Origin of the sequence: Staphylococcus sp. HMSC035D11 (genome assembly GCF_001836075.1) — a bacterium.
GTDB classification, from domain to species: domain Bacteria; phylum Bacillota; class Bacilli; order Staphylococcales; family Staphylococcaceae; genus Staphylococcus; species Staphylococcus hominis.
The window spans coordinates 1-22,408 of sequence record NZ_KV827226.1; the positions used below are offsets into that span (position 1 = coordinate 1).

The window sequence follows — 22,408 nt, forward strand, 5'->3', positions numbered from 1 at the left end:
ATCTAGATACTTTATGTCCCGGACTCTTTTTTATCTTACTATTTTTTTCTCAAAACGATTTAAATCATTATCGTGTCCAATCATTATCATAATATCTCCAATTTCAATATTCATATTTGGATCTGGTGACACAATGATTTCTCGACCTCTTTTTATTGCAATAATATTAATACCGAATTGTGCTCGAATATCTAAATCTCTGATTGTTTGACCAGTTAATTTTTCGCTTACTTTTAACTCCACTAATGAATGCTCATCTGCGAGTTCGAGATAGTCTAGTACACTTGCACTTGCTACATTATGTGCAATACGACGACCCATATCTCTTTCTGGATGTACCACAGTGTCGGCACCAATTTTATTCAAAATCTTTGCATGATAATCGTTTTGTGCTTTGGCCGTAACTTTTTTAACACCTAATTCTTTCAATATTAAAGTTGTTAATGTACTAGATTGAATATTCTCACCTATTGCTACAATGACATGATCAAAATTTCGTATACCTAAACTTTTCATTACCGCTTCATCTGTAGTGTCAGCTACAACAGCATGTGTCGCAATTTCACTATATTCATTTACTCGAGCTTCATCTCTATCAATAGCCATAACATCCATATCTAAAGCGTTTAACTCTCTTACAATACTTCCTCCAAAACGACCTAATCCTATTACTACATACTCTTTCTCCATGAATTCTGGAACTCCCATCTAAAAAATAAGAGCTAAAATGATAAGTTCATTTATATACTAGAAACTTATTCAAAGTTCTATAAATATAAATCACTCTCATTTCAGCTCCTCTCTTAATTTAAATTACTTTTTACCTTCCACATATTGTTTATCAAAAACGAATAATCTCAATAACAATATTAACGATGGAAGTAATAAAAGTAAACCTAAAATAAAGACGATCGTTAATGCTAAGCCCATTGATGAGTTTACACCTGAATCTGAAATTTTAATATATGGATAAAGAATATAAGGTAACTTACTCATACCGTAGCCGTAAAAAGCGAAAGCCATTTGTAAAATCACCATAATAAATGCTAAACCATGATACTTTTTAATCATATTTAAAATTCCTGCAATTAAGAAGAAAATAAAACTAATTGCAAACATCCACCAATAATGCGTAATTGCATTATAAAAGTGATTAGAGTTTTGTATTCTTAATGATAAGAATACAAATAATGAAATAATAATCATCGGTGGACCCCAGAACATAAACCATTGACGCATAAATTTATAAGCCACTTTATCTTTTGCTTTAGAAGCGTAATATGTTAAAAACCCTGATGATATATATAACACACTTACAATTGCTAAAAATACAACTGACCATGCAAAAGGACTTAATAGTAATTGTACCCAATCCAAATCAAAATGATTGCCTTGTTCATTAATGTATCCGCCTTCTGAGATAGTCAATACAGTTGCGAGTGCTGCGGGTATTAAAAGCCCAGTAATACCATATAAAAATATCCAAGGCAGTTTATTATCTTGTCCATAATGTTCAAAAGCATAAAAACTACTTCTAATAGAAATAAGAATTAAAGCGATTGAACCAGGAACTAATAACACTGTCCCTAAATAAAGAGCTGAATCTGGGAAAAATCCGACAAAACCTACAAAGAAAAATACAAAAAATACATTTGTTACTTCCCATACAGGATTTAAATATCTTTCTATAAGATGATTAATCTTTTTTTCTTCTCCCGTTAATTTTGTATGCAAAGTTAAAAATCCAGCACCAAAATCAATAGACGCTACGATAATATAACAAAATAGGAAAGTCCATAATACTGTAATACCTATGCCAGTATAATCCATTATTCTTGACCTCCAATCACTTTATCAATATCCTCGCGAGCTGGTTTATTTCTAAACATTCTCAATAATACATAAGCAGATGTAAAGAGAAGTACAAAATAAAGTAAACCGAATAAAATTGTTACTAATGTAATTCCTCCTGCCTGTGTAGCAGCTTGGCTAACACGCATGTAACCTCTAACAATCCATGGTTGACGTCCCATTTCAGTTAAGAACCAACCAAACTCTATAGCAAGCATTGAAGCAGGTCCTGTTAAAAGTACTGCATAAAGCATTACTTTTTTAGTTATAATAGGACGTAGTTTTTTTATCAATAATGCTAATATAAAAATGCCTGATACGATAAAACAAAAGATTCCCATAGCTACCATTAAATCAAAGAAATAATGAACGATTAATGGAGGTAAATCATTTTTAGGAAATTCATTTAAACCTTTTACTTTAGTATTAATATTATTATCAGCTAAAAAGCTCAGTAATCCAGGAATTTTTATAGCTCCTGAAACTTCTTGAGTGTTTTCATTTAAGACACCAAAAAATACTAAATCTGCTTTGGAATGTGTATCAAAATGCCACTCATATGCAGCTAATTTTTCTGGTTGTACTTTATGAAGAAACTTAGCAGACAAATCTCCCGCTAACATTGATAATAATGTTTGAATAAATCCAAGAATCATAGTCATTTTTAACGCTTTTTTATGATATGGCGCATCTTCACTATATTTATTTTTCAATAATTTAAATGCAGCAATTGCTGCCAAAATAAATGCCATCGTCATACCAGCTGTTGCAACAACATGAAATGCTCTAACTAAAAATGAAGAATTGAACATTGCTTCAAATGGTTGAACATTCACCATTTTACCTTTTTTCATTTCAAAACCTGCTGGAGTATTCATAAATGAGTTCACTGAAGTAATAAAGAACGCTGAGAATGAACCACCAATAATAACAGGTAAACTAATTAAAAAATGTATCCATTGATTTTTAAAACGATTCCATGTATACAGATAAATACTTAAAAAGATTGCTTCAAAGAAGAAAGCAAATGTTTCCATGAAAAGAGGAAGCGCGATAACATGGCCACCCATTTTCATAAACGTAGGCCAAACAAGTGAAAGTTGTAATCCAATAATTGTTCCAGTTACAACCCCAACTGCAACTGTAATCGTATACCCTTTTGACCAACGTTTTGCTAATGCTATATATTTAGGATCTTTCTTTTTGATCCCTAAAAACTCTGCGATTGCAAACATTAATGGCATTCCTACTCCAATAGTAGCAAAAATAATATGAACGCCTAATGTCATCCCTGTCAAAAAACGACTAATTTCGACAGAATTCATACTTAACCACCTTTTCTATAATTTAAAATTTAATCCTATAGATTTAAATTATATACCTAAACATTAGTAACTAAAATTTTTTTGTTTACTTTTTAATAGATAATTTAAATGGAATTCACATAAAATTCAAAATTTGCATTTTTTAATTACCTTATATATAGTAAGAAAAGTATAATTAAAAGGAGAATATGATTTATGTCTAAAATAATTATCTATACACAAGATGATTGTCCACCTTGTAATTTTATAAAAAATTATTTAACGGAACATCATATTAATTTTATTGAAAAAAATATTAAGCATCCTTCTTATCGTAATGAAATGTTAGAATATGATGCATTCTCTACACCATTTATCTTATTAAATGAGGAGCCTATGTATCATGTAGATTTAGAAAAAATCAACAGAATATTTGATATCCAACTGTAATACATAAAAAAAGAACCTGAGACATCATAAGTTGTCTCAGGTATTTTTAATATTATTTAGAAATGCGATGAACAAGTTCTTTAACTTCATCTTGTGTTGCACAATTAATGGCACGATTTGCTAATTCCGCCATTTCATTTTTACTTAAACCATTAATTTGTCTTCTAGCTTTAAGAATAGAGGTTGCACTCATAGAGAACTCATCTAATCCTAAACCTAATAATAATGGAATTGCTGTTTCATCGCCAGCCATTTCACCACACATACCAGTCCATTTACCTTCTTTATGAGAAGCTTCAATGACCTGTTTAACTAAACGTAAAATTGCTGGGTTATATGGTTGATATAAATATGAAACACGTTCAGACATACGGTCAGCTGCCATAGTATATTGAATTAAGTCATTAGTTCCTATACTAAAGAAATCTACTTCTTTAGCAAAGATATCAGCTAACGCAGCAGTAGAAGGAATCTCTACCATGATACCTACTTCGATATCATCAGCAACTTCTTGTCCTTCGCTAGTTAATTTATCTTTTTCTTCTAAAAGAATAGCTTTAGCATCTCTAAACTCTTTAATAGTGGCTACCATTGGGAACATAATATTTAATTTACCATAAGCAGATGCGCGTAATAACGCACGTAATTGTGTTCTGAAGATGTCTTGTTGATCTAAGCACAAACGAATTGCACGATAACCTAAGAATGGATTCATTTCTTTAGGTAAATTTAAATATGGTAATTCTTTATCTCCACCAATATCTAAAGTACGTACAACAACGCGTTTATCTTTCATAGTTTCTAACACTTTTTTATACGCTTCAAATTGTTCGTCTTCAGTTGGCATTTGATCTCTACCCATATATAAAAATTCTGTTCTATAAAGACCAATTCCTTCAGCGCCATTTTCCATAACACCATATAAATCATCAGGTGTACCAATATTAGCAGCTAATTCTGCATGTTCACCGTCAACAGTTACAGTTTCGGCATCACGAAGTTTTTGTAATTCTTTTTTATCTTCAAAGAAACGCTCACGTTTATTTTGATAAGCAATGAGTTCGTCTTCAGTTGGATCTATGATAACGTCACCAGTAATACCGTCAACAATAACCATATCTCCTTGTTTTACTTCATGAGTAATCGATTTAGTACCAACCACGGCTGCAATTTCTAATGAACGGCTCATAATTGCAGAATGACTTGTACGTCCACCAATATTTGTAACAAAACCTTGAACAAACTCTTTGTTTAATTGTGCAGTATCAGATGGTGTTAAATCGTTTCCTATAATAACTACACTTTCATCAATCATACTAGGATTTGGTAACTCCACGCCTAAAAGATGAGCAAGTACACGCTTAGAAACGTCACGAATATCTGCTGCACGTTCTCTCATATATTCATTATCCATAGATTCAAAAATAGTAATGAATTGAGTCGTAACTTCATTTAATGCTTCTGGTGCATTGACTTTCTCATTCGCAATTTTATCTTCAATTGGCTGAATTAATTCTGGGTCATCAAGTACAAGTAAATGTGCATCAAAAATAGCAGCTTTATCTGCACCTAATGATTTTTCAGCATTATTTCTAATTTTTGTTAATTCAATTTTGGAAGCTTCTAAAGCATTTCTGAACTTTTTAATTTCAGCATCAGTATCAGTAATTTTCTCATTTGTAAATGATAAATCAGGTTCTACTAGTAAATATGCTTTGGCAATTGCAACTCCATCAGAAGCTGCAATACCTTTAATTAATTTAGACATAATTACTCTGTTAAACCTTCTTTTGATAAAACTTCACTGATAGCTTGAATTGCATCTTGTTCATCGCTTCCATCAGCATAGATAGTAATTTCAGCATCTTTACCTACACCTAAACTCATAACGCCCATAATTGATTTTAAATTTACTTTTTTACCGTTATATTCTAATTGAATATCTGAATCAAATTTAGATGCTGTTTGCACTAACATTGTAGCTGGACGTGCATGAATTCCAGTTTCGTCAACAATTACATATAATTTTTGTTCCATAATCTATTTCTCCTCCATAAGTTAGAAAATTAATTTTCTTATTATCTAACATAAAAATTCATACCCTAACACTACCAAAATATATAACTAAATTCAATTCTTATATAATTGAATTATTATCGAAAAATACACTTATGTTAATAAAGTAGCAGTCATTATATAAGTAATCAAACAAAGTTTGATTACTTATAATAGGTATAGCGTTATGTTAGTCAATTTTCTAATGTTATATATAAATTCCTTCCCTTTTATTATACTACATTTTAAAAAAATTAAATAATATCACGTAAAACTTTTTCACATTTTTCTATATGATCTTGACCTAATTTATTCATAAAGTAGTAACTAATTGAAGCTGAAACAGCTTGTCCCACTATTGGGAACCATTTTGTTTGTTTTGCTGCTGTACGTTTAGCAACATCTCTAATGATTAGTTTCAAAGCACCACTAGTTACTTTTTCACCAATCATTGAACTACCTTGAATTGCTGCTGCTGATAAAATACGTTCTTTAACATCTTCACCAAGAGAATTGACTTGTTTTTGATCAAGACCATAAATTTTATTAATATCTTCAATAATATCTTTCATCAATTTGATATCTACACCAAAGTCTAATCCTGGAATTGGCACAACACTCATCCCTGAAGATAATAAAGATTTTTTCTTAACAACAGCTTTAGCTTTTTCTCTACGTTGTGCAATTTCTTCTTCATTTTTAGGTAAGATATCTTTTTCGTTAATTTCTTCTATATCTAAGACCTTTTTACTAACTTTATCAGTAACTCCATTTGTAATTTTATTAATAATACCCACTTACTGACTCACCTTTCGTTTTTCATAATATTTTCAATATACATTTAATACCCTATTTCAGTACTTTAATGCTTAATATTTATGAATACAGCTTTTAAATATTTAGAAGGTTTATAATGTGGATGTGTTTTAAAGTCTTTTGGTAATCCCATGACTTCTTCTATTTCATATTCTACGTTAGCTTGTTCCAATGTTTTCTTAATTACATTTTTAAATGCTTTTAAAGAAAAAGCACTTGAATTTGTACATAGTAGCAATGTACCATCTGGTGCTAAAACATCTAAAGCACCATTAATTAAATCATCATAATTTTTTTGCACTGAAAAAGTTTTCTTTTTATTACGCGCAAAACTAGGTGGATCAATGACTATTGTGTCATATTGTTTTCCATGACGTGCTGCATAATTATAAAAATCAAATGTATCCATGACATAGATATATTGACTTTTAGGGTCTACACCATTTAACCCAAAATTTTCTTCAGTTAATGTACGAGAACGATTAGCTAAATCTACACTTGTTGTAACTTTAGCATTTTTAGATGCTACCACTGAAAACGCGCCCGTATAACTAAATAAATTTAAAATACTTCTATTTTCGGCAAAATAATCACGTAATTTTTTACGAACTTCTTTTTGATCTAAAAATATTCCTGTCATTAATCCATCGTTTAAATCAACATTGTAAAATGTAAAATTTTCTTCAATAACTATTGGAAATTCCGGAGTTTCTCCAAGTACATGTCCTCCTGTATACTCCGTATCTTTAAAGCGCATTTTTTCAAAAACTGATTCAAATTTAAATACTTTTTTTATTGCTTCAATAATTATATAACGAAACTTGTAAATTCCTTTTGAATACCATTGAATAAGTAGATGTCCATTGTAATTATCAATAGTTAAACCTCCAACGCCATCTCCCTCAGCGTTAAATAGTCTAAAAGCATTAGTTCCTTCTATATTATAGTAATACTCTCTTTCTTCTAGCGCTTTTTTAAATAAATTTTCAAAGAAAGTAATATTGATATCTTCTTCTTGGCTATATGTGATTACCCATCCTAATCCTTTATGTTGACGTCCTACATAAGCTGTTGCAATATATTGGTTATTTTCAGTAACTATATTAAACAAGTCACCTTCTTTTAAATGATCGTGTTGAAAAATATCTTCTTCTTCAACTAAAGGATATTGATTTAAATATTTAGTTTCTTTGCCTTTATTTAAAGTTGCTATTTTCATTTTAATTTCTCCTATTTTAATTTTTGTAACGAATCTATTGTAATCTACTCTACTATTTTAACAAATTTAAAATTCTTCACCTAAATATTAAATTAAAAAAAGAAGTGGAACACTGAATTCAAAAATGAATTCTGTTCCACTCCCTTACTCAGATTATGGTTTTTCTTTTAATTGCAACGAAAATGCTATAATTACAGGTATTAACATAATAATTAATGTAGGTGTAATAAATATTGAAAGTAATAGACCATGAATCATTATATTAATAAATTCAGTAAGCAATTTGAAGAATAGAATACTAATCATAAACAACTGTAAATAGTAAAATTTGCCTCTTAAAAAATGAGTAAATGTCGTCGCAATGTAAATGATAATAATAAAGAGTAATATTAACAGTGTAATCCATTCAATCACGTATTGAGTTTGTGATAATTCCCATTCTCCAGATACAAATAGAGCATTTCTATTATTAAATTCTATAAATGTAAATAAGAATAAGATAAAACCACAGAAAATTTCCACATATGCTGGTTTAATCCATTTAGGAGGTCTCATCCACTTAGGAATATCATCTTCTTCTATATCTACAATATTTTTAAATTTACTTTTAAATTTATCGCGTTTAGATCTAATTTTATCTAAATCTACACTTCTTCTTGTCTTACGTGCATATTCTGATGTTTTATCTTGAAGTTGTTTAAAATGAACTTTTGATTGAGTCGAAACGTTTCCTTTTTGAGTTCTTGATAATTCAGGCTCTTCTTCCCCTAATTCTTCTTTTGTTAAAGGTAACGCACGGCGTAAGAATAAGAAATTCCAAATTGCCGCTTGAGCTAATAACCACATAATGATGAAGAATGTATTTACACTTAAAATATCAATAGGCTCAATCTCATTTGCATCGATTTTGCCATACAATGACAGTTGAGTAATCAAGTAACTTATTCCATATGAAATAATAATCCATAAATAATGAACTTTTCTATTTTCTTGATACAATTCATCTTTATAAACAATATATCCTGTATGAATCACAAATGGAATAATGAATATAATTGCCCAAAAACCATATACTTGAGTCATCAATGTAATTGTAATGAGGAAGTATAAAATACCAATAACTAAAAAGAAAATTGAGATGTCGTAATCGTATTTGGTTGTTCTAAATAACGTATATCCAATCAATATGACTAGAATACCAAATAGAATAATTATGACTGCACTTACAACTGGAAAGTTGCCTATGAATCTACTCATCACTCTAATTATTTCACTAAAAAATGCATTAAGAAAGTCCCATATATTATGTATTTTTAAATCAATTTTATCTTTATCTTTTAGTTTATGGATTAAAGGCAAATTGATTAAGATAATGAGACCTGTGAAGAGTGAAACGATACCGATCAAGTAACTATAGATAATCTCGGCGTGTTTCTTAAGAAAAGACATACAGTTCACCTCAAAATTAATTATATATGAACTTTCTATTCTTGTCTTTAATAAAAAATAAAATACTTCTCTAGACTGAGATGAAGTTTATTCTTTTATTAATTGGGTATATTAGTTTTGTAAAGTAATCTATGAAAAAGGAGAGTTGTCCTATGACACATGAAGATGCAAAAAAAGCAAAAGAATATGAAGAAAAATTAAAAGAACAAAAAGAAGAAAAAACTGATGATATTGAACAAACTAAACAAGATGTTCAAAATACATTAGACTAATTTTCTTATTTATGTCATCATTAAGAATATTTAATGAATAAGCCTGAGACATACAAGCTGTCTCAGGTATTTTTAATATATTGGCTATCGATGGCTGAGTTGGAAATAAATCTATCCTACTTTCTTTCATTATTTTTAGAACTAATTACATTTTAATTGTTAAATATGTAAACTGTTTAATTATAATTTATTTTTAATTAAATATAGATTAAAAGCATCTTGACATCTACTATTAAAAGTCATACATTTAAAATAAATAAAATATAAATGCACTAGGGGTGTATAGCACTGAGATGAGGCTTAACCTCAAACCCTTTGAACCTGATCTAGTTAAAAACTAGCGTAGGAAAGTGTTAACTTAAATAAATCATGTTTTTAATAATCAATAGCATTTTTATTTAAACTTACGCACAACTTTTCTACGAAGGGTTGTGCGTTTTTTTAGGAGGAACTATTTTATGTCTAAAGGTTTAAAACTTTCAGAAATTCTAGTTACGGTGCTGATTGCTGTTATTTTTGCAATCATTTATAACTTATGGTGGTTGCCATATAATTTAGCTCAAGTAGCTGGTATACATCTAGAGCAACTTACATACGGTATTTGGTTTATGGCTGCTATTGTGGCTTACTTAATTATTCCTAAACCAGGTATTGCATTAATTGCTGAATTTGCTGCTGGTGCAGGTGAAACTATTGTTATGGGGAAATTTGATATTCCTACTATAGTATATGCCATTTTACAAGGTCTAGCATGTGAAGTTGTGTTTGCTATCTTTAAATACAAATCACGTTCTTTAATGGTAGCAATGTTAGCTGGTTTAGTAACAGCATTAGTATCTTTCCCTGTAGATTATTTTTACGGCTATCTAAACGAAGTTGCGGGTTGGAACTTACTACTTTTCATCATTTTCCGTGCTATTAGTGGTATTGTACTGTCTGGTATACTCTCTTATTTAATTGTAAAAGCCTTAGATCAAACTGGAGTAACTAAATTATTCCGTCCTGCCTCTCAAAAAGATTACGACAACTTATAAGGGGAAATGATTGTGTTAAAAGTCAAAAATTTACGTCTAAAATATCCAAATGGTGATCGAAAAATTTTCGATAATCTAAATATAGAAATTAAAGATAAAGAAAAAGTGCTTTTACTAGGTCCTTCAGGATCTGGTAAAAGCACATTGCTTAATGTCCTTAGTGGCATTGTTCCTAATCTTATAGAATTACCGATGAAATATGATGAACTAGACATTGATCCTAATTCGGGGGTTATTTTTCAAGACCCAGATACACAATTTTGTATGCCAAAAGTTTACGAAGAATTAGCTTTCGTCTTAGAAAATCAAAAAGTGCCAAGAGAAGACATGGATGAACAAATTAAAAAAGCACTTGCGTCTGTAGATTTAGATGTGGATAATTCAACTTTCGTAAATAATTTAAGTGGTGGTATGAAACAAAAGCTTGCTATCGTTGAAACGATTTTACAGAAAGCTGATACACTCTTTTTAGATGAACCTACAGCTATGTTAGATGTACAAGCAACTGCTGACTTATGGCAACGATTAATTCACTTATGGACTGATCAAACGGTATTAATTGTAGAACATAAAGTGGAACATATTTGGCATCATGTAGATCGAGTCATATTAATGAACTATGATGGAGAAATTATAGCTGATAATACACCTGAATACATACTCAAACATTGTGAATCGTTACTCACTGAATTTGGCGTATGGCATCCTCATGCTTGGGATTATGCACCTATTCGAAAAGATTTAACTCCCCAATATTCCAATACACTTTTTAAATTTCAAAACGGACAAATAATTCGTAGTAAAAATACACTATTTGAAGTTTCAGAACTAAATATTCATCCTGGAGAATGGATTACAATTACTGGAAAAAATGGAGCTGGTAAAACTACTTTACTCGAATCTATGATGCAATTAGTGAAATACAACGGTACAATGTTTTATGAGAAGCGATTACTGAAGAAAATTAAAGATGCTGCTCAAAATATGTATCTTGTATACCAAAATCCTGAACTTCAATTTATTACAAATTCAGTTTATGACGAAATTAATATTCATTATAATCATCTTGATAAAGCAAAATCGAAAGAAGAAACTGAGCATCTTTTGAAACTTTTACATTTAGAAAAAGTTAAACATCATCATCCTTTTGAAATATCTACAGGTCAAAAACGTCGATTAAGCGTAGCAACTGCTTTAAGTTCAAAAGCTGAAATTGTTTTACTAGATGAGCCAACATTTGGACTTGATAGTCATAATACATTTCAATTGATTAAGCTATTTGAAGAACGTGTAAAACAAGGACAAACTATCGTAATGGTGACGCATGACCCTGAAATTATTCATCGTTATCCAACACGTCGACTTGTCGTAGAAAATCATAAGCTTTTAGAAATGGCAGGTGAATCAAATGTTTGAACGTTGGAAAAAGCGTCATACACTTGTAGATGATGTAAATATTATTACGAAATTAATTCTTGGAGTTTTATTATTTATTTTTATCATTTTTGTGCATAATTTTGATTACATGATTTATATTACTTTATTAATGTTTATATTTTTATTATCTTTTAATGGTACAGCTTTTAAAGTCATTGCTGCATTTTTATCAGCAACCATTCTCTTTGCCTTGCTATCATCATTATTCATGATTTTATATGGTGATGGTACACATATGTTATTTGAATGGGGAATTATTCATATTAGTACTGAGAGCATTGTAAGAGGTCTTCACTTATCTTTAAGAACAATTACTGTTTCAATGTTTGGTGTGTTAATTGCATTAACATCGCAAATTGTAATGATTTTCTATAGTTTAATGCAACATTTAAAAGTAAAACCTAAAATCGCCTATGCATTTATGGCTGCTATTCGTATGGTACCACTTATTTTCACATCATTTATCCAATTAAGACGTTCTTTAAAAATGCGTTACCAAATGATTGATGCTTCCAATTATCGTGGATTTAAACGTATAAAACACTTACTTATTCCAGTTTTAAGTCAAAACATACGTCGTGCACATCAATTATCAGTAGCTATGGAATCAAAAGGATTTAAAGATGGCCCACGTACCTATTATTATAAAGCACCTTTCTCATACAAAGATATTCTTTTTGTTGGTATGACAATTGCTTTACTTATTATTGCTTTTTATTTATCTCAATATTTTCCAATCACTGGTATTGAAGATGCTCGTGTTTCAGAAATGTTAGAGTAATATATCTAACATAAGACAAACTAAAGTAAAAATTGAGTTCAAAGATAAAAACAGTTTCAAAAATACAGTAAATTTATCTTGCTCGTATATTAAACCCTAACATTATAAAAAACCCATAGATGAATATCTGGACTGACCCCAATTAGTGGGAAGTATATAAAAACACCTCCGCATGATTCATATTAAAATGAATCATGCGGAGGTGTTTTTTCTATGAAAAGAGTTGCTTATTCAGTAGAAACAAAGTATAAAGCTGTTGAAATGAAAGCAGCAGGATTTTCAACAAAAGAAATTATGGAAGAATTAAATATTAGAAATAGAACACAAGTGAAAACTTGGTGGCGATGGTATCGAAATGGGGAAAGTTATAGATTTTCACAACACGTTGGTAAACAATATACCTACGGTAAAGGATTAGAAGAGCTGTCAGAAGTAGAACAATTAAAATTAGAAAATAAGAGAAAAGATATAGAATTGGATATTTTAAAAAAGTACAAGGCATTGGAAAGGAAGTGGTACCAACGGTAGTCATAGATTTAGTGGATCAATTAAAAGGAAACTATTCAATCAAATTGATACTAGACGTATTAAACATACCTAAATCAACATATTACCGATGGAAAAACAAAACCTATAAAAATGATACTGTAACACAAAAAGTCATTGAATTATGTGAAGCTAACCACTATACCTACGGTTATCGTAAGATTACAGCATTGATTAATCAATGTTATACATCACCAATTAATCATAAGAGAGTACAGAGAATTATGCAGAAGCATCATTTGAACTGCCGAGTTAGACCTAAAAAGACGACAAGGATAGGTAAACCGTATTATAAAACAAACAATTTATTACAAAGACAATTTAAAGCGAGTTGTCCCATGAAAGTATTAACAACCGATATTACTTATTTACCATTTGGTCACTCTATGTTGTATTTATCTTCGATAATGGACATATATAACGGAGAAATTGTGGCGTATAAAATAGATGATAAACAAGACCAAAGTTTAGTTAATGATACATTAAATCAAATCGATATACCTGAGGGGTGTATATTACATAGTGATCAAGGCAGCGTTTATACATCTTATGCTTATTATCAATTATGCGAAGAAAAAGGCATTATCAGAAGTATGTCCCGAAAGGGAACACCTGCCGATAACGCCCCGATAGAAAGTTTTCATTCCTCGCTAAAGTCTGAAACTTTTTACATCAATAATCAGCTTAATAGCTCTAATCATATTGTAATAGATATTGTCGAAAAATACATTAAAAACTATAATAATAATCGAATTCAACAAAAACTAGGCTACTTATCCCCTGTAAAATACAGAGAATTAGCAGCCTAGAACATAGTGTTTTTATTAAGTTCCCATTTTAAGGGTTCAGTGCCTATCATCTATGGGTTATTATTTTTAGTTTATTTGAGTGCTTTATTTCCAATATCTTTACGATAAAATAGTTGATCACTCTTAATTTTTTCTACATTTCCATAAGCATCTTTTTGTGCTTGTTGAATAGTTTTTCCTTTTCCAATGGCTAATACAACTCGTCCGCCGGATGTAAGAAATGTATCATTTTCTTTTTTCAAACCACTAACGAAATAATGGTTATTTAATTCAAAGCCTGAAACCTCTGCACCTTTATCATATGACCCAGGATAGCCTTTCGAAGCAAGCATTACTCCTACCACATAATCGTTAATCCATTGAAAACGAATAGGTTCTTTACGGTCTAGAGCAACGATTTGTGCCATCAAGTCACTTTCTAGACGACTTAACAATACTTGCGCTTCTGGATCACCAAATCGTGCATTAAATTCAATAACTTTAGGACCTTCCTTAGTTAAAATTGCACCTATATAAAGTAAACCAAAATAGTCATAACCCTCTTCTTTTAACGCTCTAGCAATTGGTTGAGCAATATCTTTGTTTGTACGTTCTAAAACGTCATTTGAAATATGAGGAACAGGACAATAAGCGCCCATCCCACCAGTATTAGGACCTTCGTCATTATCATAGGCACGTTTATGATCTTGAGCAATACAGTCAAAAGGAACTGCATAATCACCATTAATGAATGTCATTAATGAGAATTCTTCTCCTTCAAGAAATTGTTCAAAGACAACTTTTCCATCTTCTTGTGGATATAGCACTTCTACCGCTTCAATTGTTTCATCTCGTGTATTAGCAATAATTACGCCTTTACCAGCAGCTAACCCATCCTTTTTGACTACAATAGGTAATTCGCAATCATTTACATAATTAAGTGCTTCAGTTTTATTGTCTATTTCTTTATAATCAGCAGTTGGAATATCATATTTTTCCATTACCCTTTTAGCAAAAGATTTAGAACCCTCAATTTGGGCTGCTTCTTTATTAGGACCAAAGACTTTAACATGATTGTCTCTCAATTTATTAGATAAACCATCTATCAATGGTTGTTCTGGACCAATAATCACCCATTCTATATGATGTTGGTGAACAAATTGTAAAATAGCCTTATGGTCGGTTTCAGCAATTTCAGTGTGTATTTCAGCTAAATGAGTCATTGCATCATTTCCAGGAATAGCATAAAGTTTTTCAATAAGTGGCGACTGATGTAATTTTGATACTAATGCATGTTCACGACCGCCTGCACCTATAACTAAAACATTCATTTCTTTTCTCCCTCTATTCTCTCAATTATTTTAAATTAGTGTTTAAAATGACGCATACCAGTAGTAACCATAGCAATACCATGTTTGTTAGCCATATCAATCGAATCTTGGTCTTTAATTGAACCGCCTGGTTGAATAATAGCTTTAATACCATGTTTTGCAGCAAGTTCAACAGTATCATCCATTGGGAAGAAGCCATCAGAAATCATTACTACATTGTCATTTATTTCAATTGCGCGCTCTAATGCAATCTTAGCTGCACCTACTCTATTCATTTGTCCTGCACCAATTCCAACTGTCTGTTTATTATTACTTAAAATGATTGCATTACTTTTCACTGATGGAATAACTTTCCATCCTAGAAGCATTGCCTCCCACTGAGCATCGGTAGGTTCAACGTCTGTAACAACCTTCATTTCTTCTTTAGACACTTCGTAATTATCTTTATCTTGAACCAAATATCCACCTGAGACTGAAACAAATTCTTCTTCACGATTATCAATTGTCATATCAATTTCTAATAAGCGAATATTTTTCTTTTGAGTTAAAATATCTAAAGCTTCTTTATCAAATTTTGGTGCAATGACAACTTCTAAGAAAATAGAATGTAACGTTTCCGCTAAATCTTTGGTAACTGTTCTATTGAGTGCAATGATCCCACCAAAGATAGACTGATTATCTGCATCATACGCATGTTTAAATGCAGTTTCAATATCAGTGCCAATACCTACACCACATGGATTCATGTGTTTAACTGCAACGGCAGCTGGTTCTTTAAATTTTTTCACTAATGCTAATGCTGAATCTGCATCTTTAATATTATTAAAACTCAATGCCTTACCATGTAATTGTTTCGCACCAGCAATAGTATGTTTACTATTAGAAGTACGAACAAAACGTGCTGATTGTTGAGGATTCTCACCATATCGTAATTCTTCACTATCTCCTTTGAAGAAACTTACAATTGCATGATCATATTCATTTGTATGTTCAAATACTTTAATCATTAATGACTTACGGTATGATTCATCAAGTCGATGTTCTTTAATTCGTTGAATGACTTCATTATAATCAGATGGATGGACAATGGTTGTTACATGTTTAAAATTTTTGGCTGCAGCACGTAACATAGTTGGACCACCAATATCGATATTTTCAATTGCATCATCTTCAGTTACATCTGGATTAGCTACAGTTTGTTGGAAAGGATATAAGTTGACCACAACCATATCAATTAAATCAATGTGTTGTTCTGATAATTGTTCTAAATGTTCAGGTTTATTACGATCTGCTAAAATACCACCGTGTACTGCTGGATGTAACGTTTTTACACGACCATCCATAATTTCAGGGAATTGCGTCAACTCTGATACAGATTTAACAGTTACATTAGCTTCTTCTAAAGCACGTTTTGTACCGCCCGTTGAATATAATTCATAATCTAATTGCGTTAATGATTTAGCAAATTCCACGACTCCACTTTTATTTGAAACACTAATAATTGCTTTTTTCATGATTAACTATGCTCCTTATTTAATAACTTTAGCTATTACACTTGGATAAAGTTCATATTCTAATTGTTTCACACGTTCTTCTAACGCTTCTTTTGTATCGTCCGGTTTTATATCACATTTTCGTTGTTCAATTATTTCTCCCGTATCCATTCCACTATCTACATAGTGAACTGTTGAACCTGTTTCCTTATCCCCACTATTAAATGCTTGACCAATTGCATCTTTCCCCTTGTACTTTGGTAATAATGAAGGATGAATATTCAATATTTTACCTTCATAAGCATTTAATAAGTCTGGTCCCACTAATCTCATATAACCTGCTAAGATAATCCACTCCACCTCTTCACTATGAAGAAGTTGAATTAATTTTTGTTCATATTCTGCTTTGTTTTCAAAGTCTTTAGGTTCATTAATATGAACCATCACTTTCAACTGTTTTGCACGCTCAATGCAATAAGCATCGTGATGATCTGTATATAAAGAAGTAATTTCTATATTATTAAGGTGCCCCTTATCAACTTTAGATACAATATTTTCGAAGTTACTTCCTGATCCAGAGGCAAATATAGCCACCTTAGTCATATCTATACCCCCTCAAGATAAATCGGTTCATCATTACTTTTAACAATTTCCCCTATTTGATATGCAGCAATATCTTGTTCTTTTAAGATATCAAGTGCTTTAGATACATCTTCTTTATTTACAATGACAGTATAGCCTATGCCCATATTAAAAACGTTATACATTTCACTCGTTTCAATGTCAGCTTGTTGTTGTAACCATTCAAATACTTTTGGTGTTGGGAAGGATTGTGTATCAATTTTAGCTGCTAACCCGTTAGGTAAGCCTCTAGGTATATTTTCATAAAATCCGCCACCAGTAATATGATTCATGCCTTTGATTTTAACTTTTTCTTTTAAAGTTAAAATAGGTTTCACATACAATTGAGTCGGAGCTAAAAATGTATCAAGATAAGTACTTCCATCAAATGAATCATTCAAATTAATTCCGGATTCTTGAATTAACTTTCTTACTAAACTATACCCATTAGAATGAATTCCATTAGAAGCTAAACCAATGATAATTTGTCCCTCTTCTACTTCAGATCCATCAATATATTCATCTTTTTCGACTGCCCCTACAGCAAAACCTGCTAAGTCATATTCTCCTTCGTGATACATTTCACCCATCTCGGCTGTTTCTCCACCAATAAGAGCAGTATGAGTAGCTTCACAACCATCACTCACACCTTTTACAATTTGCTCTATCACTTCCGGAACAACTTTATTTGTTGCTATATAATCTAAAAAATATAGCGGTTCTGCGCCCGTTGTAAGAATATCATTTACACACATGGCAACTGCATCAATACCAATCGTGTCATGCTTATTATTATCAATGGCAAGCTTTAATTTTGTTCCTACACCATCTGTACCAGAGACTAATACTGGCGCTTTCATATTAAGCTGGGATAAATCAAAAGTCGCACCAAATCCACCTAATCCACCAAGTACTTCTTTACGCATTGTACGTTGAACATGACTAGACATTCTTTCTACCGCTTCATAACCTGCATGAATATCAACACCTGATTGTTCATAAGCTTTAGACATGTATATTTCCCTCTCTATCAAAATAATGTTTATGATTATCAATATATTCTTTTTGACGTGTACTTAAATTATTTAAATAGTTTTCTTCATAGTCAAATAGACCTGCTGGATAATCTCCTGTAAAACTTTCTACACATAATCCACTATATGGTGCATCAAAATCTAATCCAATTGATTCTATAAGACCTTCAACACTTAAATATGCAAGAGAATCTGCACCAATATACTCACAAATTTCTTCTGGAGATTTACTAGCAGAAATCAATTCAGCAGTAGTAGACACATCAATTCCATAAAAACTAGGGAACATAAATTCTGGAGAAGCTATACGTACATGTATTTTATTTGCTCCAGCATCTTTAAGCATTTTGACAATACGTTTACTTGTTGTTCCTCTTACAATAGAGTCATCAACTAAAATAATGTCTTTACCTTCTACAATATCTTTCACTGCCGATAGCTTAACGCGTACTCCTTGTTCACGTAATTCTTGTGTAGGTTGAATAAAAGTTCGTGCGACATATTGGTTTTTCACAAGCCCCATTTCATAAGGTAATTGAATCTCTTCAGCATAGCCACTAGCTGCAGATAATGATGAGTTTGGAACACCGATAACCATATCTGCTTGAGCCGGACTTTCTTGAGCTAATTTTTTACCAGAAACTTTACGAACTGCATGCACATTTTTTCCAGCAATTGTTGAATCTGGACGCGCAAAGTAAATATATTCCATTGCTGAAATAGCTGTGTTAGTGTGACTTGTATATGATTTTACTTCAATGCCATTGTGATTAATGACAACATACTCTCCAGCATGAATATCTTGAACATATTCTGCTCCTAGCACATCTATGGCACATGTTTCACTAGCTAAAATGTATGTTCCATCTTGCATCTTACCAACTACTAGAGGACGAATCGCATTTGGATCAACAGCACCATACAAAGCGTCTTTAGTCAATATTGCGAAAGTAAATCCGCCTTTAATTTGTCGTAAACTTTCTTTTAGCGCCTCTTCAAATGTAGGAGCTTTACTACGACGAATTAAATGCATAATCACTTCAGTATCAGAAGATGAGTGGAAAATGGCACCATGTTTTTCAAGGTACTGTCTTAAAGTTTGTGCATTAATTAAATTACCATTATGACAAATTGCGACACTCATATCGTAGAAATGATATAAAAATGGTTGGATATTTTCGATACCTTTATTTCCTGATGTCGCATAACGAACATGTCCAATAGCATGATTGCCATCTTTTAGTTTATTAAGTTGTGGTTCTTTAATGGCTTCAGTAAGTAAACCTAAACCACGTTCACCCTTTAGAGTATCTTCATCAGAAACTACAATCCCTGCACCTTCTTGCCCTCTATGTTGTAAACTATGCAATCCCATATAAGTTAACTGAGCTGCTTCTGAATGATTCCAAATGCCAAAGACACCGCATTCTTCGTTTAATCCACTGTAGTTAAACATTCTGAAATAGCTCCTTCCCAAATTGCTTTAATATCTGAGACTTTTTCTGTAATTGTAGATGTAGTATTAGATACTTTAAATTCATCAACATCTGTTAATTCACCAATTTTAATAGCTCCATCTACATCTAGTGTTTGTCCTTCTTTGACTGCAACGACATAACGTCCTTGTGTTTCACTAAATAATTGTGCATCAGAGAGTTCTACTTTTGCTTCTAATCCTAAATTATAATAAGCACTTATTTTAGCAAGCGTAATAAGTAAACCGCCTTTACCTACAGTTTGTACATGAGAAGCAATTCCATTTCTAATAGATGTTTTTATTGCTTCGCCTTTTGCCACTTCATCACCTAAATCAATTTCTTCATACTCATGATTGACTTTACTATATAAAAGTTTTTCAATTTGACTTCCACCAAAATCATTTCTTGTTTCTCCTACAAGATATAATGTATGCCCTGTTTCTGGATGGAAATCATTTAAATATTGAATATCTTCAATGAGTCCTACCATTCCTACTACTGGTGTAGGGAAAATAGAAGTTCCTCTAGTTTCGTTATATAAAGAAACGTTTCCTGATACTACCGGTGTTTTTAATACTTCACAAGCTTCTGCCATTCCTTTTGTAGAATCAATCAATTGTTGGTAAATTTCTTTCTTTTCTGGAGAACCATAATTTAAACAGTCTGTCATAGCTAATGGTGTTGCGCCTACAGCAATTAAATTTCTATAAGCTTCTGCCACAACCATTTTTCCACCTTCGTAAGGTTGATTAAATACATATCGAGCTTCACCATCAATGGTTGAAGCAATGGCTTTATTTGTTCCTTCAACTCTTACTACAGATGATTGTAGTCCAGGTTTAATAATGGTATTAGCACCTACTTGTTGATCGTATTGTTCATATAAATAATGTTTCGAAGCAATTGTTGGATGCTTTAATAATTTCTTAAATACATCTTGTACATTGATCTCACTATAATCATTTTTTGAGGTATTATATTCTTTTTCTTCACCTTCTAAAATATAGACAGGTGCTTCATCAGCTAGTGCATCAACAGGAATATCTGCATACACTTCATCTTCGTATTTAAGAACGAAGCGGTCAGTATCCGTTACTTCACCAATTACTGCACTATCAAGTTCATGTTTATCAAATAAGTCCAAGAACTTTTGTTCTGTTCCTTTTTCAACAACAAGTAACATTCTTTCTTGTGTTTCAGATAACATCATTTCATATGGTGAGATTCCTGGTTCACGTGTTGGGACTTGATCTAGATACAGTACTAATCCACTACCGCCTTTAGCAGCCATTTCTGATGAAGAAGAGGTAAGACCTGCTGCTCCCATATCTTGGATACCTACAAGTTCATCAAATGTGATTGCTTCAAGTGTGGCTTCCATTAATTTTTTACCTACAAATGGGTCACCAATTTGTACTGAAGGTCGTTTACTTTCACTTTCTTCAGTTAATTCTTCAGATGCAAATGTGGCACCATGAATACCATCACGTCCAGTTTTAAGGCCTACATAAATGACTGAATTTCCTTCACCTTTAGCAGTACCTTTTTGTACCATATCGTGATCGATAACACCTACACACATTGCATTGACAAGCGGATTTCCATCGTAACGTTCATCGAATTCGATTTCTCCTGCTGTAGTTGGTATACCAATACAATTACCGTAACCACCAATACCACGGACAACGCCTTTTAATAAACGTTGATTTTGTTTTACTGATAATTCACCGAATCGCAAACTATTTAGTAGGTTAATGGGTCTTGCTCCAATCGATACGATATCTCTGATGATACCTCCTACACCAGTAGCTGCACCTTGATAAGGTTCGATTGCTGAAGGATGATTGTGAGATTCTACTTTGAAAACTACCGCTTGATTATCACCAATATCTACAACTCCAGCACCTTCACCTGGTCCCATAAGGACATGCTCGCCAGTTGTCGGGAATTGCTTTAAGAAAGGTTTAGAATGTTTATAAGAGCAATGTTCACTCCACATGACTGAGAAAATACCTACTTCTGTAAAGTTAGGCTCTCTTCCTAAAATCTCACGTACCTTATTATATTCTTCATCACTTAAACCCATGTCTTGATATAGTTTTTCAAGTTTAATTTCTTCAATACTAGGTTCGATAAACTTAGACATTTTGTTCCCTCCAACTATTTACCATTGCTTCGAATAATTTAACACCACTGTCTGTACCAAGAAGTGTTTCAAGTGCTCTTTCAGGATGAGGCATCATTCCACATACATTGCCTGCTTTATTTACAATACCTGCAATATGTTCATGAGACCCATTCGGGTTATCTTCATATGTTAAAATAATTTGATTATTTTCAACTAATTCATTGTACATATCATCTGTACAATAATAATGTCCTTCTCCATGTGCTACAGGATAAACAACAATTTCATTTTCTCCATATAAATTAGTAAAAGGAGTTTGAT

At 31.7% G+C, this 22,408-nt stretch carries 21 protein-coding genes and 1 riboswitch; of the genes, 6 read left to right on the forward strand and 15 right to left on the reverse strand.

What is annotated here, in order from left to right; translation table 11 throughout:
• Positions 1-30: 30 nt before the first annotated feature.
• The 3 genes from HMPREF2647_RS02285 to HMPREF2647_RS02295 all read right to left on the reverse strand — a co-directional run bounded on the left by HMPREF2647_RS02285 (position 31) and on the right by HMPREF2647_RS02295 (position 3,176).
• On the reverse strand, positions 31-690 hold the full coding sequence (locus HMPREF2647_RS02285) for a potassium channel family protein (RefSeq protein ID WP_002448135.1): 660 nt from the start codon (positions 688-690) through the stop codon (positions 31-33).
• A gap of 123 nt (positions 691-813) precedes the next feature.
• Entirely contained in the window at positions 814-1,830 is a 1,017-nt protein-coding gene (locus HMPREF2647_RS02290) for a cytochrome d ubiquinol oxidase subunit II (protein WP_017175752.1), read from the reverse strand.
• Entirely contained in the window at positions 1,830-3,176 is a 1,347-nt protein-coding gene (locus HMPREF2647_RS02295) for a cytochrome ubiquinol oxidase subunit I (RefSeq protein WP_017175753.1), read from the reverse strand. The genes HMPREF2647_RS02290 and HMPREF2647_RS02295 overlap by 1 nt, the downstream gene beginning before the upstream one ends.
• Positions 3,177-3,371: 195 nt before the next feature.
• Between HMPREF2647_RS02295 and HMPREF2647_RS02300 the strand changes: the two genes are divergently transcribed.
• Entirely contained in the window at positions 3,372-3,605 is a 234-nt protein-coding gene (locus tag HMPREF2647_RS02300; protein ID WP_049382531.1) for a glutaredoxin family protein, read from the forward strand.
• Between the two features lie 52 nt (positions 3,606-3,657).
• Here the strand turns inward: HMPREF2647_RS02300 and ptsP are convergent, their stop codons facing one another.
• From ptsP to auxA, 5 genes are all read right to left on the reverse strand, one after another.
• Positions 3,658-5,373, reverse strand: a complete 1,716-nt coding sequence (gene ptsP, locus HMPREF2647_RS02305; RefSeq protein WP_049416172.1) for a phosphoenolpyruvate--protein phosphotransferase — start codon at positions 5,371-5,373, stop codon at positions 3,658-3,660.
• Between the two features lie 2 nt (positions 5,374-5,375).
• Positions 5,376-5,642 (reverse strand): phosphocarrier protein HPr, encoded by a 267-nt coding sequence (locus HMPREF2647_RS02310; RefSeq protein ID WP_070859465.1) that lies wholly within the window; start codon positions 5,640-5,642, stop codon positions 5,376-5,378.
• A gap of 272 nt (positions 5,643-5,914) precedes the next feature.
• On the reverse strand, positions 5,915-6,457 hold the full coding sequence (locus HMPREF2647_RS02315; RefSeq protein WP_049416170.1) for a DUF697 domain-containing protein: 543 nt from the start codon (positions 6,455-6,457) through the stop codon (positions 5,915-5,917).
• Positions 6,458-6,522: 65 nt separating this feature from the next.
• The gene (locus HMPREF2647_RS02320) at positions 6,523-7,695 is read right to left on the reverse strand and encodes a class I SAM-dependent rRNA methyltransferase (protein WP_019835358.1); all 1,173 of its coding nucleotides are present in this window, start codon (positions 7,693-7,695) and stop codon (positions 6,523-6,525) included.
• A 153-nt stretch (positions 7,696-7,848) separates the two neighbouring features.
• Complete coding sequence (gene auxA / locus HMPREF2647_RS02325; protein ID WP_017175758.1) at positions 7,849-9,144, reverse strand: lipoteichoic acid stability factor AuxA; 1,296 nt, start codon at positions 9,142-9,144, stop codon at positions 7,849-7,851.
• A 152-nt stretch (positions 9,145-9,296) separates the two neighbouring features.
• Between auxA and graF the strand changes: the two genes are divergently transcribed.
• From graF to HMPREF2647_RS02350, 5 genes are all read left to right on the forward strand, one after another.
• Positions 9,297-9,416 (forward strand): glycopeptide resistance-associated protein GraF, encoded by a 120-nt coding sequence (graF, locus tag HMPREF2647_RS11350; RefSeq protein ID WP_002448238.1) that lies wholly within the window; start codon positions 9,297-9,299, stop codon positions 9,414-9,416.
• Positions 9,417-9,680: 264 nt separating this feature from the next.
• Positions 9,681-9,782, forward strand: a riboswitch (TPP riboswitch).
• 92 nt (positions 9,783-9,874) lie between these two features.
• On the forward strand, positions 9,875-10,450 hold the full coding sequence (locus tag HMPREF2647_RS02330) for an ECF transporter S component (protein WP_002448226.1): 576 nt from the start codon (positions 9,875-9,877) through the stop codon (positions 10,448-10,450).
• A gap of 12 nt (positions 10,451-10,462) precedes the next feature.
• Positions 10,463-11,866, forward strand: coding sequence for an ABC transporter ATP-binding protein (locus HMPREF2647_RS02335; protein WP_017175760.1), 1,404 nt, complete (start codon positions 10,463-10,465; stop codon positions 11,864-11,866).
• Positions 11,859-12,668 carry an energy-coupling factor transporter transmembrane component T family protein gene (locus HMPREF2647_RS02340; protein WP_017175761.1) on the forward strand — a complete coding sequence of 270 codons (810 nt, stop codon included), beginning with the start codon at positions 11,859-11,861 and terminating at the stop codon, positions 12,666-12,668. Before HMPREF2647_RS02335 ends, HMPREF2647_RS02340 begins: the two co-directional genes overlap by 8 nt.
• Before the next feature lie 213 nt (positions 12,669-12,881).
• Positions 12,882-14,023, forward strand: a protein-coding gene (locus HMPREF2647_RS02350) for an IS3 family transposase (RefSeq protein ID WP_093514945.1) whose coding sequence is annotated in 2 segments (ribosomal slippage) — positions 12,882-13,152 and positions 13,152-14,023 — 1,143 coding nt in all. Because the reading frame shifts where the segments join, the coding sequence is not laid out codon by codon here.
• 71 nt (positions 14,024-14,094) lie between these two features.
• Here the strand turns inward: HMPREF2647_RS02350 and purD are convergent.
• From purD to HMPREF2647_RS02385, 7 genes are all read right to left on the reverse strand, one after another.
• Positions 14,095-15,333 carry a phosphoribosylamine--glycine ligase gene (gene purD, locus HMPREF2647_RS02355; protein ID WP_070859467.1) on the reverse strand — a complete coding sequence of 413 codons (1,239 nt, stop codon included), beginning with the start codon at positions 15,331-15,333 and terminating at the stop codon, positions 14,095-14,097.
• A gap of 35 nt (positions 15,334-15,368) precedes the next feature.
• Positions 15,369-16,847, reverse strand: coding sequence for a bifunctional phosphoribosylaminoimidazolecarboxamide formyltransferase/IMP cyclohydrolase (gene purH / locus HMPREF2647_RS02360; protein WP_017175765.1), 1,479 nt, complete (start codon positions 16,845-16,847; stop codon positions 15,369-15,371).
• 15 nt (positions 16,848-16,862) lie between these two features.
• Positions 16,863-17,429 (reverse strand): phosphoribosylglycinamide formyltransferase, encoded by a 567-nt coding sequence (gene purN / locus HMPREF2647_RS02365; RefSeq protein ID WP_017175766.1) that lies wholly within the window; start codon positions 17,427-17,429, stop codon positions 16,863-16,865.
• 2 nt (positions 17,430-17,431) lie between these two features.
• The gene (gene purM, locus HMPREF2647_RS02370; RefSeq protein ID WP_019835354.1) at positions 17,432-18,460 is read right to left on the reverse strand and encodes a phosphoribosylformylglycinamidine cyclo-ligase; all 1,029 of its coding nucleotides are present in this window, start codon (positions 18,458-18,460) and stop codon (positions 17,432-17,434) included.
• Positions 18,453-19,937, reverse strand: a complete 1,485-nt coding sequence (gene purF / locus HMPREF2647_RS02375) for an amidophosphoribosyltransferase (RefSeq protein ID WP_017175768.1) — start codon at positions 19,935-19,937, stop codon at positions 18,453-18,455. Before purF ends, purM begins: the two co-directional genes overlap by 8 nt.
• Positions 19,916-22,105 (reverse strand): phosphoribosylformylglycinamidine synthase subunit PurL, encoded by a 2,190-nt coding sequence (gene purL, locus HMPREF2647_RS02380; RefSeq protein ID WP_017175769.1) that lies wholly within the window; start codon positions 22,103-22,105, stop codon positions 19,916-19,918. Before purL ends, purF begins: the two co-directional genes overlap by 22 nt.
• On the reverse strand, positions 22,098-22,408 hold a 311-nt coding region (locus HMPREF2647_RS02385), incomplete at its 5' end, for a phosphoribosylformylglycinamidine synthase subunit PurQ (RefSeq protein ID WP_176746904.1). The genes purL and HMPREF2647_RS02385, both read right to left, overlap by 8 nt.

Coding starts and splice junctions, on each gene's coding strand:
- HMPREF2647_RS02285 (WP_002448135.1), bottom strand. CDS start 690: ATGGAGAAAGAGTATGTAGTAATAGGATTAGGTCGTTTTGGAGGAAGT.
- HMPREF2647_RS02290 (WP_017175752.1), bottom strand. CDS start 1,830: ATGGATTATACTGGCATAGGTATTACAGTATTATGGACTTTCCTATTT.
- HMPREF2647_RS02295 (WP_017175753.1), bottom strand. CDS start 3,176: ATGAATTCTGTCGAAATTAGTCGTTTTTTGACAGGGATGACATTAGGC.
- HMPREF2647_RS02300 (WP_049382531.1), top strand. CDS start 3,372: ATGTCTAAAATAATTATCTATACACAAGATGATTGTCCACCTTGTAAT.
- ptsP (WP_049416172.1), bottom strand. CDS start 5,373: ATGTCTAAATTAATTAAAGGTATTGCAGCTTCTGATGGAGTTGCAATT.
- HMPREF2647_RS02310 (WP_070859465.1), bottom strand. CDS start 5,642: ATGGAACAAAAATTATATGTAATTGTTGACGAAACTGGAATTCATGCA.
- HMPREF2647_RS02320 (WP_019835358.1), bottom strand. CDS start 7,695: ATGAAAATAGCAACTTTAAATAAAGGCAAAGAAACTAAATATTTAAAT.
- auxA (WP_017175758.1), bottom strand. CDS start 9,144: ATGTCTTTTCTTAAGAAACACGCCGAGATTATCTATAGTTACTTGATC.
- graF (WP_002448238.1), top strand. CDS start 9,297: ATGACACATGAAGATGCAAAAAAAGCAAAAGAATATGAAGAAAAATTA.
- HMPREF2647_RS02330 (WP_002448226.1), top strand. CDS start 9,875: ATGTCTAAAGGTTTAAAACTTTCAGAAATTCTAGTTACGGTGCTGATT.
- HMPREF2647_RS02340 (WP_017175761.1), top strand. CDS start 11,859: ATGTTTGAACGTTGGAAAAAGCGTCATACACTTGTAGATGATGTAAAT.
- purD (WP_070859467.1), bottom strand. CDS start 15,333: ATGAATGTTTTAGTTATAGGTGCAGGCGGTCGTGAACATGCATTAGTA.
- purH (WP_017175765.1), bottom strand. CDS start 16,847: ATGAAAAAAGCAATTATTAGTGTTTCAAATAAAAGTGGAGTCGTGGAA.
- purN (WP_017175766.1), bottom strand. CDS start 17,429: ATGACTAAGGTGGCTATATTTGCCTCTGGATCAGGAAGTAACTTCGAA.
- purM (WP_019835354.1), bottom strand. CDS start 18,460: ATGTCTAAAGCTTATGAACAATCAGGTGTTGATATTCATGCAGGTTAT.
- purF (WP_017175768.1), bottom strand. CDS start 19,937: ATGTTTAACTACAGTGGATTAAACGAAGAATGCGGTGTCTTTGGCATT.
- purL (WP_017175769.1), bottom strand. CDS start 22,105: ATGTCTAAGTTTATCGAACCTAGTATTGAAGAAATTAAACTTGAAAAA.